We start from the raw sequence: 15,215 nt of genomic DNA, 5'->3' as shown, positions 1-15,215 counted from the left end.
ATATGGCCGGGCTTTCGGACCGCAAGCGCACCGAGGCGCGGCGCCGTGATCTGGGCTTTGTCTATCAGTTTCATCACCTGTTGCCCGAATTTACCGCCGAGGAAAATATCGTTCTGCCGCAACTGGCCAATGGTGTGGGCCGGGCAGCGGCGCGGGCGCGGGCGCAGGAATTGCTTGCCCGCGTGGGCCTTTCGGGGCGCACCAGCCACCGCCCGTCAGAACTGTCAGGGGGCGAGCAGCAGCGTGTCGCCTTTTGCCGGGCACTTGCCAACGGGCCCAAACTGATGCTTGCGGATGAGCCGACGGGCAACCTTGACCCGGCCACCTCGGATCAGGTTTTTGGCGTCTTGATGCAGATCGTGCGTGACACCGGGCTGTCGGCACTGATTGCCACTCATAACCTTGAACTGGCCGGCCGGATGGACCGGATCGTGCGGTTGGACGCGGGGCGGTTGGCCTGATAGCGAGGCCGTCACCGCCTTGACGGGGTTTTGCATGGTCACCATGATCTCGTCTGATCCTTTTAGAGGGTGCCACAATCAGCATTTCCAACTTGCCCCTCAGCGTGCCGGGGCGCTTTTGAACAGCAAATTTGGCTTGATCAGACCAGCATTTCTGGCCCAAGAATAGGGAACCCTGCGGCATTTCTTTCATGGGTGGCAATCAAAACGTGGACGGGAAAGCAGTTTTCAGCGGTAACGCTTTCATAACGCCCCCAAGCCCGAAGCCGCGGGCGTTTCACGGTTGTGCCCGGCTCAAAAAGGTGCAGCTTTTTCCACGCGGGCACGATCGCCGTGCGCAAGCCCTGTGACGGAGGTTGCGATGGACAGGGTCGAAATCTTTGAAATGGCGCCACGCGACGGCTTGCAAAACGAAGCGCGCTTGATCCCGACGAATGAGAAGATCGCGTTGATCAACTGTCTTGGACGCGCCGGGTTCCGGCGGATAGAGGCCGCCAGTTTTGTGTCCCCGAAATGGGTGCCGCAGATGGCCGATGGCGCAGAGGTGATGGCGGGCATCACGCGTGTTCGGGGGGTTCGATATGCGGCGTTGACCCCCAATTTGCGCGGCTATCAGGGTGCACGCGCGGCCCGCGCCGATGAGGTGGCGATTTTTGCTTCGGCCAGCGAGGGGTTTTCGCGCGCCAATCTGAATTGTTCGATCAGTGAAAGCGTTGAGCGCTTCACACCAATCATGGCGGCGGCGAGACAGGATGGGATGCCGGTGCGGGGCTATGTCTCGGTGGTGACGGATTGCCCGTATGAGGGGCCGACAGCGCCTGCCTCGGTCGCGCGGGTGGTGGCGCGGTTGCGCGATCTGGGCTGTTATGAGGTCAGCCTTGGCGACACGATCGGGCAAGGCCGCCCCGAAACCATTACCGCAATGCTGCGCGCGGTCCTGAATGAACTTCCCGCCGATCGCTTGGCAGGGCATTATCATGATACGGCAGGCCGCGCGCTGAAGAATATAGAGGCGTCACTGGCGCTGGGGTTGCGGGTGTTTGACGCCTCGGCCGGGGGGTTGGGGGGGTGCCCCTATGCGCCCGGCGCCAAGGGCAATGTCGCGACTGAAACGGTTGACGCACGGCTGCGTACGCTGGGATATGATACCGGACTTGACCGCACCGTTCTGGCAGAGGCGGCATTGATGGCACTAGCGATGCGCGGGGAAAAAGACGATGGGATATGAAACGATCCGGGTTGAGATTGATACGCGTGGCGTGGCCCGGCTGACGCTGGATCGCGCGCAAAAGCACAATGCGTTGGATGCAAGCATGATTGCAGAATTAACAAATTCTGCCCGTGTGTTGGGCGCCGATCCTCAGGTTCGGGTTGTGGTTCTTGCTGCCGAAGGTGACAGTTTTTGCGCCGGGGGGGATCTGGGCTGGATGCGCGACCAGATGGCGGCGGATGCCGCTACCCGCACCGCAGAGGCGACAAAGCTGGCGATGATGTTGCAAGCGCTGAACACCTGCCCCAAACCGGTGATCGGGCGGGTGCAGGGCAATGCCTTTGGCGGCGGGGTCGGGATGATGGCGGTTTGCGATGTGGCGGTTGGGGCGGTGGATGCACGCTTTGGGTTTACGGAGACGAAATTGGGGCTGATTCCGGCCACAATCGCCCCCTACGCGCTGGCGCGGATGGGCGAGGCACTGGCGCGGCGGGTATTCATGTCAGGCCGGATTTTTGGCGCGGACGAAGCTCTGCGCCTGCAGCTTTTGGCCCGCGTGGTTCCACCCGAGGCGCTGGATGCCGCCGTGGAAGAAGAGGTTGCGCCCTATCTTGCCTGCGCGCCCGGTGCCGTAGCCAAGGCCAAGGCGTTGACCCGCAGCCTTGGCCAGCCCATCGATGACGCGGTGATAGCCCAGACCATCAGCGCCTTGGTCGCACGCTGGGAAAGCGCCGAGTCGGCCGAAGGAATCACTGCATTTTTTGAGGGTCGAAAGCCCGCCTGGGCGAAATAAACCTGCGTTTTGATCTGCCCGCCGCTGCCACTTTTCAGGATGCAACCGCATACAATTGCCGCACCCCCCTTGAAAGCTGTAAAAACGCTTCTGCCTTCGGTTGACCCCGAGGGGGCGCAAGGCTAAACCACACTGAGCCGGAACCTGCGCGATTTACGCGTAACGAGGGGAGCCAACAGTGGACCATCTGCTGCGAGAATACCTTCCAATCCTCATTTTCCTGGGCATGGCCATTGCTTTGGGCCTTGTCCTGATTCTTGCCGCTGTCGTCCTGGCCGTGCGCAACCCCGACCCGGAAAAGGTGTCGGCCTATGAATGTGGGTTCAACGCCTTTGACGATGCGAGAATGAAGTTCGATGTGCGCTTCTACCTCGTGTCGATCCTGTTCATCATTTTTGACCTTGAGGTCGCCTTCCTGTTTCCCTGGGCCGTCGCCTTCGGGACGCTGTCGATGGTGGCGTTCTGGTCGATGATGGTCTTTCTTGCGGTGCTTACGGTCGGCTTTGCCTATGAATGGAAGAAAGGAGCGTTGGAATGGTCATGACGTCCAATCCGCTTCAGACTGGTGCCAATACGGCGGGACCAGATCGTGAATTTGCTACCCAGGCGCTGAACCGCGAATTGCAGGACAAGGGCTTTTTGCTGACCTCGGCAGAGGACATCATCAATTGGGCGCGTAACGGCAGCCTGCACTGGATGACCTTTGGCCTGGCCTGCTGTGCAATCGAAATGATGCATGTGGCGATGCCGCGTTATGATGCGGAACGCTACGGTTTTGCCCCGCGCGCCAGCCCGCGCCAGTCTGACGTGATGATCGTGGCCGGCACACTGACCAACAAGATGGCCCCGGCGCTGCGCAAGGTTTATGACCAGATGCCAGAGCCGCGCTATGTCATCAGCATGGGAAGCTGCGCCAATGGTGGCGGTTACTATCACTACAGCTATTCTGTGGTGCGGGGCTGTGACCGGATCATCCCCGTGGACATCTATGTTCCCGGCTGCCCGCCCTCGGCTGAAGCACTGCTTTATGGTATCTTGCAGTTGCAGCGGAAAATCCGCCGCACCGGCACGCTGGTTCGCTGAAGGAAGACAGACATGACCCAAGCCCTTCAAGAACTTGCAACCCACATCGAAGCACGCCGCAGCAATGACGTGATCTCGACAGAGATCACCCATGGCGAGTTGGTGGTACATATCACGTTGAACGGGCTGGTCGATTTCGTCGAGTTTCTGAAAAGTGACGGAAGCTGCCGTTTTTCAACCTTGGTAGACATCACCGCGATTGATTGGCCGCAGCGCCCGGCGCGGTTCGATATGGTCTGGCAATTCCTGTCGATGTATCGCAATCAGCGCATCCGCATCAAGGCGGCCATCCGCGAAACGGATATGGTGCCGTCAATCACCTCTGTGCATCGGTCGGCAAACTGGTTCGAGCGCGAAGTTTTCGATATGTTCGGGATCCTCTTCTCGGGGCACCCCGACCTGCGCCGGATCCTGACGGATTACGGTTTTCGCGGGTTTCCGCTACGCAAGGATTTCCCGACCACCGGCTATGTGGAACTGCGCTACGATGAGGTGCAAAAGCGCGTCGTCTACGAGCCGGTAGAGCTGACACAAGAATATCGGCAGTTCGACTTTCTCAGCCCCTGGGAAGGGGCCAAGTATATACTGCCGGGCGACGAAAAGACCGATGAGAAGGCAGGAGCCAAGTGATGGGCGAACGCCTGAAGGACACATGCCGGCGCGACGCTCGCACCTTTGCCGCCATATCAGAGGCGGACGCGGGCGTTTGCCGTCACAACATGCGCCGTAGACCCTCTGTCGGCATGTTTACTGCCGTTGAGTGTGGCAAGAGCCTTTCGTTCGCCATTGATGCGCCAGTAACGCACGACCCCGCATTTCACAGTAAACGCAGATCAAACCCCGCGTGGCTGTTGGCCGATGACCCCATTTCGGTAGTGTCCATTCAGGCCTATGAAAACCCGTCGCGGTGCAAGATCGCATCTCAGATCTGCATAGACCGCAAACCCGATAATTACGCACTTGCGCTCAAGACGGCGACAATGACCGAAGCCGCAACTTACGCAAATTTTGCGCCCAGCACGGAGACTGACGCATGATGGACGGCGACATCCGGCAGAATACCTACGATGACGGCTCGCAAGACGCTTTGCCCGGCGAGCAGCGGATCCGGAATTTCAACATCAACTTTGGTCCGCAGCACCCTGCCGCGCACGGTGTGCTGCGTATGGTGCTGGAACTGGACGGCGAGATCGTGGAACGCGCCGATCCGCACATTGGCCTGCTGCATCGCGGCACCGAAAAGTTGATGGAAAGCCGGACCTATCTGCAAAACCTGCCGTATTTTGACCGGCTGGATTATGTGGCGCCGATGAACCAGGAACACGCCTGGTGTCTGGCCATCGAGCGGCTGACCGAAACCGTGGTGCCGCGCCGCGCCAGCCTGATCCGGGTCCTTTACTCGGAAATCGGGCGCATCCTGAGCCATCTGCTGAACGTCACCACGCAAGCAATGGACGTGGGCGCCCTGACCCCGCCGCTTTGGGGGTTTGAAGAGCGCGAAAAACTGATGGTCTTTTACGAGCGCGCCTGCGGTGCACGCCTTCACGCCGCTTATTTCCGCCCCGGCGGGGTGCATCAGGATCTGCCGCCAGCATTGCTGGACGATATCGAGGAATGGACAACGACTTTTCCCACGGTGTTGGAAGACATCCATACGTTGCTGACCGAGAACCGTATTTTCAAGCAGCGTAACGTCAATATCTGCGTTGTCACCGAACAGGATATCCTCGATTGGGGGTATTCGGGGGTGATGGTCCGCGGCTCGGGGCTGGCATGGGATCTGCGCCGCGCGCAGCCCTATGAATGCTATGACGAGTTCGAATTCGAGATCCCGGTGGGTAAGAACGGTGACTGCTATGACCGCTACCTGTGCCGGATGGAGGAGATGCTTCAGTCGACCTCGATCATTCGTCAGGCCATTGTCAAACTGCGCGAATGCCCCGGCGATGTTCTTGCGCGGGGTAAGATTTCCCCGCCAAAACGGACCGAGATGAAGCGCGACATGGAAAGCCTGATCCACCATTTCAAACTCTATACCGAGGGCTTTCACGTCCCCGCTGGCGAAGTTTATGCCGCGGTCGAGGCCCCGAAAGGCGAGTTTGGAGTCTATCTTGTGGCGAACGGCACCAATAAACCTTACCGCAGCAAGATCCGGGCTCCCGGCTTTTTGCATCTGCAATCCATGGACTATGTGGCCAAGGGCCACCAACTGGCCGACGTCTCTGCCATCATCGGCTCGATGGATGTCGTGTTTGGGGAGATCGACCGCTAATGCTTCGCCGTCTGCATCATACGCAACCCGACAATTTCGCTTTCACTGCGGCCAATATGGACTGGGCCAAGGGGCAAATAACCAAATATCCAGACGGCCGTCAGGCCAGCGCTGTCATTCCACTTTTGTGGCGCGCGCAAGAGCAGGAAGGGTGGCTGTCACGCCCGGCCATTGAATACGTCGCTGATATGCTGGGCATGCCCTATATTCGCGTTCTGGAAGTGGCGACATTCTATTTTATGTACCAGCTGGCCCCGGTCGGGTCGGTTGCCCATATCCAGATTTGCGGCACCACGTCTTGCATGATCTGCGGCGCCGAGGATTTGATGGCGGTGTGCAAGGAAAGAATTGCGCCCGAACCCCATCAATTGTCGGCAGATGGCAAGTTTTCGTGGGAAGAGGTCGAATGTGCAGGTGCCTGCGCCAACGCGCCGGTGGCCCAGATCGGTAAGGATTACTATGAAGACCTCAGCCAGGATCGGTTGCGTCAGCTTATTGATGATCTGGCCGCGGGTAAGGTGCCGGTGCCGGGGTCGCAGATCGGGCGTTATTCGTCGGAACCCGCCTCGGGGTTGACCTCGCTGACCGAAGGTGTTGAGGGGCGCATGCCTCATAACGCCAGTGTCCAGCGCGCGGTTGATCTGGGCGATACGATCAAGCGGATCGACGGGACGGAAGTTCCGTTGACCACGCCGTGGCTGGGTAAGCTGGGCAAGGCCGCGCCCTCACGCAGTGCCACACCGAATGAGGCGAAACCGGCAATGGGAAAGCCGGCGGATGACACTGGCATAACGGTGCAGGAAGCCAGGGAAAAGTCGACCGGCGTACCGGTTTCCAAGGTCGAGCCCGCTAAAATGGGCACCAAACCGGCGGTTCTTAGCGTCGCACGCGACGGTAAGGCGGACGATCTGAAGTTGATCAAGGGCGTCGGACCCAAGCTTGAGACGCTCTTACATAGTCTGGGCTTTTATCACTATGATCAGATTGCCGCCTGGACTGCCGAAGAGCTTGCCTGGGTTGACGATAACCTTGAGGGTTTCAAGGGTCGGGCCAGCCGTGATGAATGGGTGGCACAGGCGAAATTGCTGGCCTCGGGCGCCCAAACCGAGTTTTCTGCCCGTGCCACAAAAGATGGCAAGTACGACGCGTAACGATTCATGACCCGAAACAGGGCGTCCGGTTCAGGACAAAAGGAGGGACATATGGCTGAGATGGACACAGGATGCCGGGGCAAAGGTTGGACAGGGGGCGCGTTTGCGGGCCTTCTGGTCGCGGTGTTTCTGCTTACGATCAGTCATTTCTCTTTCATGTCGGCCCTGTTTTTGGGGGTGATAACCTTTGGTTTGTTCGGCAGCTTTCTTGTCTGGGCGTTTTGTGACGGTCATGATGACCTCGCGCCGATGTCAGCAGCGATGCCGCCTGCCGCCCCGGTGGCGACGCGGTTGCCGCAGGCTGAACCGGTAAGGCCCGTGCCCGCATCGGCACCACCGCATGCACCTCCCCCCGCTGCCGCTGTCAAACCCATGGCTGAACCTGCAAAACCGCAGACGGACAAAGCCCCGGTGACACCAGCCAAACCAGTTGAGACACCAGCCCCCAAGGCGCTTGAAACCGCTGCAAAGGATGCCTCGGCGGTAAAGCCGGCAACGGCAAAAGTGAAAGTTCCGGTCAAGGCCGCAGCAGCCAAGCCAGCCAAGAAACGGGCGCCTTCCGAAACGGTCGAAAGCGGCAAGAAGCCAAGGGCTTTGAAGGCGCCTCGTAAGGGTGTTGCGGATGATCTGAAGGTTATCGAAGGTATTGGCCCGGTGCTGGAGCGGCTCTGCAATGAGCTCGGGATCTATCATTTTGATCAGATCGCAAAATGGGGCGCGGCCGAAGTCGAATGGATGGACGGAAATCTGAAAGGGTTTCGGGGCCGGGTGACGCGTGACAAATGGGTTGCGCAGGCGAAACTGATTGGTGAAGAGGGTATCAATGCCTTTCTGATCCGTGCGAAAACGAATGACTACTGAGGAATGAATGGAGCCTTCACCCAATCAACACCAAAGGTCGGCACACGAGGCGCGCATCGCCGCGGTTGTGATTGCGGCAACGGTGGTGATCTGGTTGGCGGTTCAATGGCTGGGCGCACGGCTGGGCTGGCAGGTCCGCTTCGTGTTTCTGGCCGATCTGGCGGCGATTGCCGCGTTTATCTGGGCGCTGGTCGTAACTTGGCGCATCTGGCAGCGGCAAAAATCGGCCCGCAAGGGCAGTTGAGGGAATTCACATGCTGAAAGATCAGGATCGGATCTTTACCAACCTTTACGGGATGCACGACCGCACCCTGGCCGGCGCCAAAAAGCGCGGGGCCTGGGATGGCACGGCAGGTTTTCTCGCGCAGGGGCGCGACTGGCTGGTCGAACAGGTGAAGGCATCGGGCTTGCGCGGGCGGGGCGGGGCGGGCTTTCCAACCGGGTTGAAATGGTCGTTCATGCCAAAACAGTCTGATGGGCGCCCATCTTATCTGGTTGTCAACGCCGACGAATCCGAACCGGGAACCTGTAAAGACCGCGAAATCATGCGCCACGATCCGCATACGCTGGTTGAAGGGTGCCTGATTGCGGGTTTTGCCATGGGGGCCAGCGCGGGTTACATCTATATCCGTGGTGAATACATCCGCGAACGTGAGGCGTTGCAGGCTGCCATTGATGAGGCGTATGACGCTGGGCTGATCGGCAAGAACGCCTGCAAGTCGGGCTATGACTTTGACCTATATCTGGCACATGGTGCAGGTGCCTATATCTGCGGCGAGGAAACCGCGCTGCTGGAAAGCATTGAGGGCAAGAAGGGGTTGCCACGGATGAAGCCGCCGTTTCCGGCCGGCTCTGGTCTTTATGGCTGCCCGACGACGGTGAACAACGTCGAATCCATCGCTGTTGTCCCCACGATCCTGCGCCGGGGTGCCAGCTGGTTTGCCGGTTTTGGCCGTCCGAACAATGCCGGCACGAAGCTGTTCGGCATTTCGGGGCATGTGATGAACCCCTGCGTCGTCGAAGATGCGATGTCGATCAGCCTGCGAGAGCTTTTGGACAAGCATTGTGGCGGTGTGCGCGGTGGGTGGAAAAACCTCAAGGCGGTGATTCCGGGGGGCTCGTCGGTGCCGCTGCTGAGTGCGGCACAATGCGACGATGCGATCATGGATTTTGACTGGTTGCGTGAACAAAAATCCGGTCTTGGCACGGCGGCGGTGATCGTGATGGATCAGTCTACCGACGTGATCAAGGCAATCTGGCGGCTGTCGAAGTTTTACAAGCATGAAAGCTGCGGTCAGTGCACACCTTGCCGCGAAGGCACCGGCTGGATGATGCGCGTGATGGACCGTCTGGTACGCGGCGAAGCCGAGGTCGAAGAAATTGACATGCTGCTGAACGTGACCAAACAGGTTGAAGGCCATACCATTTGTGCGCTTGGCGATGCCTCGGCTTGGCCGATCCAGGGGCTCGTGCGGCATTTTCGTGAAGAGATCGAGGATCGGATCAAAGCGCAGAAAAGCGGCCGTATGGGCGCGATGGCGGCGGAGTGACAAGGTGAGCGGCAGGGTAGCCATCAGCATCGGAGTTGCGGGTCTGGTTTCGGCCTGCGCCCAACCCAACCTCGGGGCGACCGCAAGGGGGGGGATGATGCGTGGCCTACCCGTCGTGCATGAGGGGGCGACTTATAGTGCTGATATCGGCCCCGGCGCGCCGGGTGAGATGCTGACCGCTGACGGTGCCAAGCCGGTCGCGGGAATGACCGTCGCCGTGCAAAAAAGGGATACTCCCTTGGGTTACGATCAGGGCAAACGCGCCAAGGCCGTGGCCCGCGCTGCTTGTGTAGGGCAGGGCCATGAGTTTAACGCCAGCGTGCTTGGCCATCTGGCCGAGGGTGTCTGGACATTCCGGGGGGCCTGCATATGAGCCCCTCTTGGCCAGGATTTTTGCGCGCGCCATGTCGCGCTTGCTGCAATTGACGGATCGGATCGGAACATGTCGAACCTGAAAAAAATCATCATCGACGACCTTGAGATCGAGGTTGACGCCAACCTGACGCTGATCCAGGCCTGCGAGATTGCCGGCATCGAAGTGCCGCGTTTTTGTTACCATGAACGCCTGAGTATCGCAGGCAACTGCCGGATGTGTCTGGTCGAGGTGGTGGGCGGCCCGCCGAAACCTGCGGCGTCTTGCGCGATGCAGGTAAAGGATTTGCGCCCCGGCCCGAATGGTGAGCCGGCAGTGGTCAAGACCAATTCCCCGATGGTCAAGCGCGCCCGCGAAGGCGTGATGGAGTTTTTGCTGATCAACCACCCGCTTGATTGCCCGATCTGCGATCAGGGCGGCGAATGCGATCTGCAGGATCAGGCGATGGCTTACGGTGTTGATTTTTCGCGCTTCCGCGAGGCCAAGCGTGCACGGATGGATGAAGACTTCGGCCCGCTTGTCGCGACCATGATGACGCGCTGCATTTCGTGCACGCGCTGTGTGCGTTTCATCACCGAGGTGGCCGGAGTGCCCGAAATGGGGATCCTGGGGCGCGGCGAAGACTCGGATGTTGTGACCTATCTTGGCAAGTCGCTTGAAAGCAACATGCAAGGCAACGTGATTGATCTGTGCCCGGTGGGCGCGTTGACGTCAAAACCCTACGCGTTCACCGCCCGCCCGTGGGAACTGACCAAGACCGAATCCATTGATGTGATGGACGCGTTGGGTAGCAGCATCCGCGTGGATACCAAGGGCCGCGAAGTGATGCGTATTCAGCCACGCAACCATGACGGTGTGAACGAAGAGTGGATTTCCGACAAGACCCGTTTCATCTGGGATGGCCTGCGCCGTCAGCGTCTGGACACGCCCTATATTCGCGAAAACGGCCGTCTGCGCAAAGCAGACTGGGGCGAGGCACTGGCCGCCACCGCCGCCGCGATGAAGGGCAAGAAGGTGCTGGGACTGGTGGGCGATCTGGCCCCGGTTGAGGCGGCCTTTGCCCTCAAGCAGTTGGTTGAGGGTTTGGGGGGCAGTGTCGAATGCCGCACCGATGGCGCGCGTCTGCCCATTGGCAACCGGTCGGCCTATGTCGGCAATGCCCGGATTGATGATATTGATCACGCAAAGAACATCTGGATCATCGGTTCCGATCCGCGCAACGAGGCGCCGGTTCTGAACGCCCGCATTCGCCGCGCCTGGATCAATGACGCCCACGTCAGCCTGATCGGCCCCGCGGTGGATCTGACTTATGACTACGCCCATATCGGCAAGGACCGCGATGCGCTGGTCAAGGCCGCGAAAGACGCCAAGCCCGCCGAAGGCGCGCTGGTCATCATCGGTCAGGGGGCCTTGCGCGAAGCGGATGGCGAGGCGGTTTTGGCCCAGGCCATGGCGCTGACCCAGGCTTTGGGTGGCAAGATGCTGGTGCTGCATACCGCTGCGGCGCGTGTTGGCGCGATGGACGTGGGGGCAGTTACAGAAGGCGGGTTGCTGGCCGCGGTCCAAGGAACCGAGGTGATCTATAACCTTGGCGCCGATGAGATTGATATCGCGGAAGGGCCGTTTGTGATCTATCAGGGCAGCCACGGTGATCGGGGTGCGATGCGCGCCGATATCGTCTTGCCTGCCGCTACCTATACTGAGGAAAGCGGGCTTTTCGTCAACACCGAGGGCCGCCCGCAACTGGCGCATCGTGCGGGATTCGCGCCGGGTGAGGCCAAGGAAAACTGGGCCATCCTGCGCGCTTTGTCGGCAGAGCTGGGGGCTACGCAGCCGTGGGACAGCCTAGCGGCACTGCGCCGTGCGCTGATTTCCGAGCAACCTCATCTGGGAATGATTGACGATGTGGCCGATAATGGCTGGACGCCGCTTGAACTTCGCGCCCCCGGTCAGGCCGATTTCCGGCTCGCGATCGGGGACTTCTACCTGACCAACCCGATTGCACGCGCCAGCACGTTGATGGCTGAATTGTCGGCCAATGCAAAAGCGCGCCGCAACCCGGCGTTGGCGGCGGAGTAGACCATGGCCCTTGGCTTTCCCCTGACGCAGCTTGCGCCTGGCCTTCTGGCCGGGCTGGCGGCTTGTGCGCCGGTGGAGGGTGCAACCCCCGACGCAGGCGATAAGCCACTTTATCGGGGGGTAGAGACGCGGTTGCTGGACGGTGATCTGGTCGATTTCCGGGTCGCTGTTTCCGGCGTGAAAGGGCGCGGCATCGAGGCCAGGACCCTTGGCGAAAAGCTGGTGACGGATTATGCCACCTGTGCGGCGGCGCAATATACGCTGATCCGGGGATATAGTTTCGCGCGCCATGTGCGCACGAATATTGATGAAAAAGGTGGCATCTGGCGGGCAGATGCGGTTTACACCATCTCGCCCGTGCTGCCCCGCGGTTTGCGGACCATCGACGCGGAAGTGACGGTGGCCGATTGCGCGGATCAGGGTATACCAACTGTTTGAAATGAGCGGTCTGAGGGACTAAGGCAAATGGCAGAATTTCTTTCCACACCGCTGGGCACGCTGCTCCTGATCTTGCTTCAGGGGTTGTTGATCATTGCCTTCGTAATGATTTCCTTGCTGTTTTTGGTGTATGGCGACCGCAAGGTCTGGGCGGCGGTGCAAATGCGCCGCGGGCCGAACGTCGTTGGTCCCTTTGGCATCCTGCAATCGGTGGCCGACGCGCTGAAATATGTCGTCAAGGAAATCGTTGTGCCGGCGGGCGCCGACAAATTCGTCTTTTTCCTCGCGCCGATGCTTAGTCTTGTGCTGGCAATTCTGGCCTGGGCGGTGATCCCGTTCAACGAGGGTTGGGTGCTTGCCGATATCAACGTGGCGATCCTGTTCGTGATGGCGGTATCCTCGCTTGAGGTTTACGGCGTGATCATGGGGGGCTGGGCCTCGAACTCGAAATATCCGTTTCTGGGCTCGTTGCGCTCTGCCGCGCAGATGATTTCCTACGAAGTGTCGCTGGGCCTTATCATCATCGGCATCATCATTTCCACCGGATCGCTTAGCTTTGGTGATATAGTCGCTGCGCAAAAGGGCGATTGGGGGCTGCTGAACTGGTACTGGCTGCCACACCTGCCGATGGTGGTGCTGTTTTTCGTGTCGGCACTGGCTGAAACCAACCGCCCGCCGTTCGACCTGCCAGAGGCTGAATCGGAACTGGTGGCGGGCTTCATGGTTGAGTATTCGTCAACGCCTTATCTGCTGTTCATGGCTGGTGAGTATATCGCCATCTTCCTGATGTGTGCGTTGATTTCGCTACTGTTCTTTGGCGGTTGGCTGTCTCCGATACCGGGGCTGCCGGACTCCGTGCTGTGGATGGTGGCGAAGATGTGGATTTTCTTCTTCCTGTTCGCAATGGTCAAGGCGATCGTGCCACGGTATCGCTATGACCAACTGATGCGGATCGGTTGGAAGGTGTTCCTGCCGCTGTCGCTGGCTTGGGTCGTCATCGTGTCGTTCCTTGCAAAATTCGGTGTTCTGGGCGGCTTTTGGGCACGCTGGACGGTAGGAGGCTGAGACAATGGCATTCGATTACGCGCGCGCGACAAAGTACTTTTTGCTTTGGGACATGTGGTTGGGCTTCAAAGTGGGCTTCAAGTATTTCTTTGCACCCAAGCCTACGCTGAATTACCCGCATGAAAAGGGGCCGCTGTCGCCGCGCTTTCGTGGTGAACATGCGCTGCGCCGCTATCCGAACGGCGAAGAACGTTGCATTGCGTGCAAGCTGTGCGAAGCGATTTGCCCGGCGCAGGCGATAACGATTGATGCCGAGCCACGCGAGGATGGGTCGCGCCGCACCACGCGTTATGACATCGACATGACAAAATGCATCTACTGCGGTTTTTGCCAAGAGGCGTGCCCGGTAGATGCCATTGTCGAGGGGCCGAACTTCGAATTCGCCACCGAGACGCGTGAAGAGCTGTTCTATAACAAGGAAAAGCTGCTTGATAACGGCGCGCGTTGGGAAGCCGAAATTGCCCGTAATATCGAATTGGATGCACCTTACAGATGAATGAAGAATTCACCAAGCTGTTCAAGTCGATGATGGAGCAGGGCCAGGAGATGGCCCGCGTCTTCAACCCGGGGTTAGAGAATTTCAACCCGGCGGCATTGGAAAAGCTGTTCCCAACGATGTCGAAGGACATGCTGGAGATGTGGTTTGGCAAGACCTTCAACCGCGACGGTCTGGATGCGCGAACCCGCCTGCTGGTGACGATTGCCGCGCTGGTGGTGCTGGGCGCGCAGGCTGATGCGCAGTTGCGCCTGACGATCCGCAACGCCGTGGCCGCCGGCGCCACCCAGCGCGAGATTGCCGAGGTGATTTTTCAGATGAGCATGTTCGGCGGGGTTCCTGCGATGACCAAGGCGCTTGAAATTGCGCAAGGCGTGTTTGACGAGAAGAGTTCCGACAATTCGGGAGAGAACGCATGACGGTGTTTGTTTTTGCCTTTTACCTATTCGCCGTTTCGGTGGTGGTGTCGGGCCTCATGGTCGTGATCTCCAGAAACCCGGTCCATTCGGTGCTTTGGCTGATCTTGTCGTTTCTCTCGGCGTCGGGGTTGTTTGTGCTGTTGGGGGCAGAGTTCCTCGCCATGCTGCTGATCATCGTCTATGTCGGCGCGGTGGCGGTGCTGTTTGTTTTCGTGGTGATGATGCTGGACATCGACTTTGCGGCGCTGAAGGGTGAATTGGCCCGCTTCATGCCGCTCGGGTTGCTGGTCGGTGTGATCATGTTGTTGCAACTGGGGCTCGCGTTTGGGAGCTGGCGCACCGCAGAAGCGGCCAAGTCGCTGCATGTCGCGCCAACACCGGAAGGTGTCGATAATACCCGGGCGCTGGGGATGCTGGTTTATGACCAATACCTTTACTTGTTCCAGACGGCGGGCCTGATCCTTCTGGTGGCGATGATCGGGGCGATCTTGTTGACCATGCGCCACCGCAAGGACATCAAGCGTCAGAACGTCGTGGCGCAGATGCACCGCGACCCGGCCAAGGCAATGACGCGGGTAAACGTGAAGCCGGGGCAGGGGCTGTAATGACGCGCCCTGGAACCGAAAGAACATCGGGCTTGAACCCGGAGGGACAGAAATGATCGGATTGACCCATTACCTGAGCGTGGCGGCGGCGCTGTTCGTCATCGGCATTTTCGGTATCTTCGTAAACCGAAAGAACGTGATCGTCATTCTGATGTCGATCGAGCTGATGCTACTGGCCGTCAATATAAACCTGGTCGCCTTTTCGGCGTATCTGGGTGATTTGGCGGGGCAGGTCTTCACGATGTTCGTGTTGACGGTGGCGGCGGCCGAGGCAGCCATCGGGCTTGCGATCCTTGTCGCCTTCTTCCGCAACCGCGGCAGTATCGATGTCGAAGACGTCAACGTGATGAAAGGGTAAG

At 59.4% G+C, this 15,215-nt stretch carries 20 protein-coding genes; all 20 read left to right on the top strand.

Annotated features, from left to right (window positions below):
* Positions 1 to 461: ABC transporter ATP-binding protein (locus tag ACM62R_RS11255; RefSeq protein WP_415184150.1), on the top strand; the 461-nt coding region annotated here is incomplete at its 5' end.
* Between the two features lie 361 nt (positions 462 to 822).
* On the top strand, positions 823 to 1,689 hold the full coding sequence (locus tag ACM62R_RS11250) for a hydroxymethylglutaryl-CoA lyase (protein ID WP_415184149.1): 867 nt from the start codon (positions 823 to 825) through the stop codon (positions 1,687 to 1,689).
* Positions 1,679 to 2,464, top strand: a complete 786-nt coding sequence (locus tag ACM62R_RS11245; RefSeq protein ID WP_415184148.1) for a crotonase/enoyl-CoA hydratase family protein — start codon at positions 1,679 to 1,681, stop codon at positions 2,462 to 2,464. Before ACM62R_RS11250 ends, ACM62R_RS11245 begins: the two co-directional genes overlap by 11 nt.
* 178 nt (positions 2,465 to 2,642) lie before the next feature.
* Positions 2,643 to 3,008: an NADH-quinone oxidoreductase subunit A gene (locus tag ACM62R_RS11240; protein WP_415184147.1), complete on the top strand. Its 366-nt coding sequence runs from the start codon at positions 2,643 to 2,645 to the stop codon at positions 3,006 to 3,008.
* Positions 3,005 to 3,547, top strand: a complete 543-nt coding sequence (locus ACM62R_RS11235) for a NuoB/complex I 20 kDa subunit family protein (RefSeq protein ID WP_415184153.1) — start codon at positions 3,005 to 3,007, stop codon at positions 3,545 to 3,547. The genes ACM62R_RS11240 and ACM62R_RS11235 overlap by 4 nt, the downstream gene beginning before the upstream one ends.
* A gap of 12 nt (positions 3,548 to 3,559) precedes the next feature.
* Positions 3,560 to 4,177, top strand: a complete 618-nt coding sequence (locus tag ACM62R_RS11230; protein ID WP_415184146.1) for an NADH-quinone oxidoreductase subunit C — start codon at positions 3,560 to 3,562, stop codon at positions 4,175 to 4,177.
* The gene (locus ACM62R_RS11225; RefSeq protein ID WP_415184145.1) at positions 4,177 to 4,584 is read left to right on the top strand and encodes a hypothetical protein; all 408 of its coding nucleotides are present in this window, start codon (positions 4,177 to 4,179) and stop codon (positions 4,582 to 4,584) included. Before ACM62R_RS11230 ends, ACM62R_RS11225 begins: the two co-directional genes overlap by 1 nt.
* Positions 4,581 to 5,819, top strand: coding sequence for an NADH-quinone oxidoreductase subunit D (locus ACM62R_RS11220; protein ID WP_415184144.1), 1,239 nt, complete (start codon positions 4,581 to 4,583; stop codon positions 5,817 to 5,819). The genes ACM62R_RS11225 and ACM62R_RS11220 overlap by 4 nt, the downstream gene beginning before the upstream one ends.
* On the top strand, positions 5,819 to 6,970 hold the full coding sequence (locus tag ACM62R_RS11215) for an NADH-quinone oxidoreductase subunit E (protein WP_415184143.1): 1,152 nt from the start codon (positions 5,819 to 5,821) through the stop codon (positions 6,968 to 6,970). The genes ACM62R_RS11220 and ACM62R_RS11215 overlap by 1 nt, the downstream gene beginning before the upstream one ends.
* 51 nt (positions 6,971 to 7,021) lie before the next feature.
* Positions 7,022 to 7,831, top strand: coding sequence for an endonuclease (locus ACM62R_RS11210; RefSeq protein ID WP_415184142.1), 810 nt, complete (start codon positions 7,022 to 7,024; stop codon positions 7,829 to 7,831).
* Positions 7,832 to 7,838: 7 nt separating this feature from the next.
* Complete coding sequence (locus ACM62R_RS11205; protein WP_415184141.1) at positions 7,839 to 8,075, top strand: DUF5337 family protein; 237 nt, start codon at positions 7,839 to 7,841, stop codon at positions 8,073 to 8,075.
* A 10-nt stretch (positions 8,076 to 8,085) separates the two neighbouring features.
* Positions 8,086 to 9,381, top strand: coding sequence for an NADH-quinone oxidoreductase subunit NuoF (nuoF, locus tag ACM62R_RS11200; protein ID WP_415184140.1), 1,296 nt, complete (start codon positions 8,086 to 8,088; stop codon positions 9,379 to 9,381).
* 97 nt (positions 9,382 to 9,478) lie between these two features.
* Entirely contained in the window at positions 9,479 to 9,754 is a 276-nt protein-coding gene (locus ACM62R_RS11195; protein ID WP_415184139.1) for a hypothetical protein, read from the top strand.
* Between the two features lie 69 nt (positions 9,755 to 9,823).
* Positions 9,824 to 11,833: an NADH-quinone oxidoreductase subunit NuoG gene (gene nuoG, locus ACM62R_RS11190; RefSeq protein ID WP_415184138.1), complete on the top strand. Its 2,010-nt coding sequence runs from the start codon at positions 9,824 to 9,826 to the stop codon at positions 11,831 to 11,833.
* Positions 11,834 to 11,836: 3 nt separating this feature from the next.
* Positions 11,837 to 12,271: a hypothetical protein gene (locus tag ACM62R_RS11185; RefSeq protein WP_415184137.1), complete on the top strand. Its 435-nt coding sequence runs from the start codon at positions 11,837 to 11,839 to the stop codon at positions 12,269 to 12,271.
* A 27-nt stretch (positions 12,272 to 12,298) separates the two neighbouring features.
* Positions 12,299 to 13,336, top strand: a complete 1,038-nt coding sequence (nuoH, locus tag ACM62R_RS11180) for an NADH-quinone oxidoreductase subunit NuoH (RefSeq protein ID WP_415184136.1) — start codon at positions 12,299 to 12,301, stop codon at positions 13,334 to 13,336.
* A 4-nt stretch (positions 13,337 to 13,340) separates the two neighbouring features.
* Positions 13,341 to 13,832 carry an NADH-quinone oxidoreductase subunit NuoI gene (nuoI, locus tag ACM62R_RS11175; protein WP_415184135.1) on the top strand — a complete coding sequence of 164 codons (492 nt, stop codon included), beginning with the start codon at positions 13,341 to 13,343 and terminating at the stop codon, positions 13,830 to 13,832.
* On the top strand, positions 13,829 to 14,251 hold the full coding sequence (locus ACM62R_RS11170; RefSeq protein ID WP_415184134.1) for a carboxymuconolactone decarboxylase family protein: 423 nt from the start codon (positions 13,829 to 13,831) through the stop codon (positions 14,249 to 14,251). The genes nuoI and ACM62R_RS11170 overlap by 4 nt, the downstream gene beginning before the upstream one ends.
* Positions 14,248 to 14,856, top strand: coding sequence for an NADH-quinone oxidoreductase subunit J (locus ACM62R_RS11165; protein WP_415184133.1), 609 nt, complete (start codon positions 14,248 to 14,250; stop codon positions 14,854 to 14,856). Before ACM62R_RS11170 ends, ACM62R_RS11165 begins: the two co-directional genes overlap by 4 nt.
* A 52-nt stretch (positions 14,857 to 14,908) precedes the next feature.
* A complete protein-coding gene (gene nuoK / locus ACM62R_RS11160) occupies positions 14,909 to 15,214 on the top strand; it encodes an NADH-quinone oxidoreductase subunit NuoK (RefSeq protein ID WP_415184132.1) in 306 nt (101 codons plus the stop codon).
* Position 15,215: the final 1 nt, after the last annotated feature.

Source organism: Phaeovulum sp. (genome assembly GCF_047638075.1).
In the GTDB taxonomy this organism is placed as follows: domain Bacteria; phylum Pseudomonadota; class Alphaproteobacteria; order Rhodobacterales; family Rhodobacteraceae; genus UBA6197.
The sequence above is the reverse complement of the archived record's forward strand: the minus strand, read 5'-3'. Positions and strand labels throughout refer to the sequence as shown.